This is a genomic window from Kitasatospora sp. NPDC024654 (genome assembly GCF_055559155.1).
Genome location: NZ_JBVHLF010000279.1, coordinates 1 through 1,120, shown reverse-complemented (window position 1 = coordinate 1,120; position 1,120 = coordinate 1). Strand labels below are relative to the sequence as shown.

The window sequence follows — 1,120 nt, the reverse complement described above, 5'->3', positions numbered from 1 at the left end:
GCGAGCCCGGTCGCGACGTGTGTCTTGCCGGTGCCCGGCGGTCCCAGGAAAACGGCGTTCTCCTTGGCCGCTATGAAGTCCAATGTTCCCAGATGCGCGAGTTGTTGGCGCGTCAGACCACGCAGATGGGTGAGATCCAGTTCCTCGATGGTCTTGATGGCGGGGAAGCGGGCGGCGCGGATGCGGCCCTCGCCGCCGTGGCTGTCGCGGGCGGAGACTTCGCGCTGGAGGCAGGCGACCAGGTATTCGAGGTGGGTCCAGGACTCGGCGTGGGCGCGTTCGGCCAGCCGCTCGGCGGCATCCAGCAGCGCGGGTGCCTTCATCGCGCGGGCGAGGAAGGCCAGGTCGGCGGCGGTCTGCCGGCCGGTGCGGGCCGCCTGGCCGTCGGGCTTGGCCGCATCGGCGCTGGCAGTGCTGGAGGTTGCGGTGGTGCGGGCCATCAGGTGTCCTCCTTCCCGGCGCCGCCCTCGATGAGGGTGAACATGCGGTCGTAGGTGTCCAGTTCACGTTGTTCGACCTCGATGCCGAGGCTGTCGGGGGCCAGCATCGCGGCGCGGGCGGTGGCCGCCCGCGCGGCGGCCTGCTGGTGGATGACCTCGCCGCGCAGGAGGTCGGCCGCGGCGGCGTGCTCGGGGTCGGTCAGGCTCTGGTGCCTGGCCCAGCACCGGGTGTGGCGGGCCACGATGTCGTTGCCGGCGATGACGGTGACCTCCTCGTTGTCCGCCCGGACCATCACCGTCCGCCCGATCGCGCGCGGGTGAACGGAGTAGTCGTTAGTGTCGACGCGGACGTAGTGGTCGCGGCCGATGCGGGTGTGAAAACGCCACCAGTGCGGGGGTGAGACGGGCGGGACGGGCAACATCGCGGCGCGGTCCGCCTCCCAGCGGTCCACCGGCCGGGCGTCGATCGAGCGGTGCTGGCGCCGGTTGGCGATCTGCAGCCAGGCCGAAAGCTGGGTGTTGAAGTCGTCGGGGCCGGTGAAGACCCGGCCGGGCAGGAAGCTGGTTTCCAGGTAGCCGTTGGCGCGCTCGACCAGGCCCTTCGCTTCCGGATCACGCGGCCGGCACAAGATCACTCTGACGGCGAGCAGTCCGGCGAACGCGGCGAACTCGGATGTCAG

The 1,120-nt window shown here is 71.0% G+C and carries 2 protein-coding genes; both read right to left on the bottom strand.

Annotated elements, in window-relative coordinates; translation table 11 throughout:
- Positions 1–440: ATP-binding protein (locus ACZ38L_RS39615; RefSeq protein ID WP_465703038.1), on the bottom strand; the 440-nt coding region annotated here is incomplete at its 3' end.
- Positions 440–1,120 (bottom strand): Mu transposase domain-containing protein (locus tag ACZ38L_RS39610; protein ID WP_465703036.1); only part of this gene is annotated, 681 nt, incomplete at its 5' end. The genes ACZ38L_RS39615 and ACZ38L_RS39610, both read right to left, overlap by 1 nt.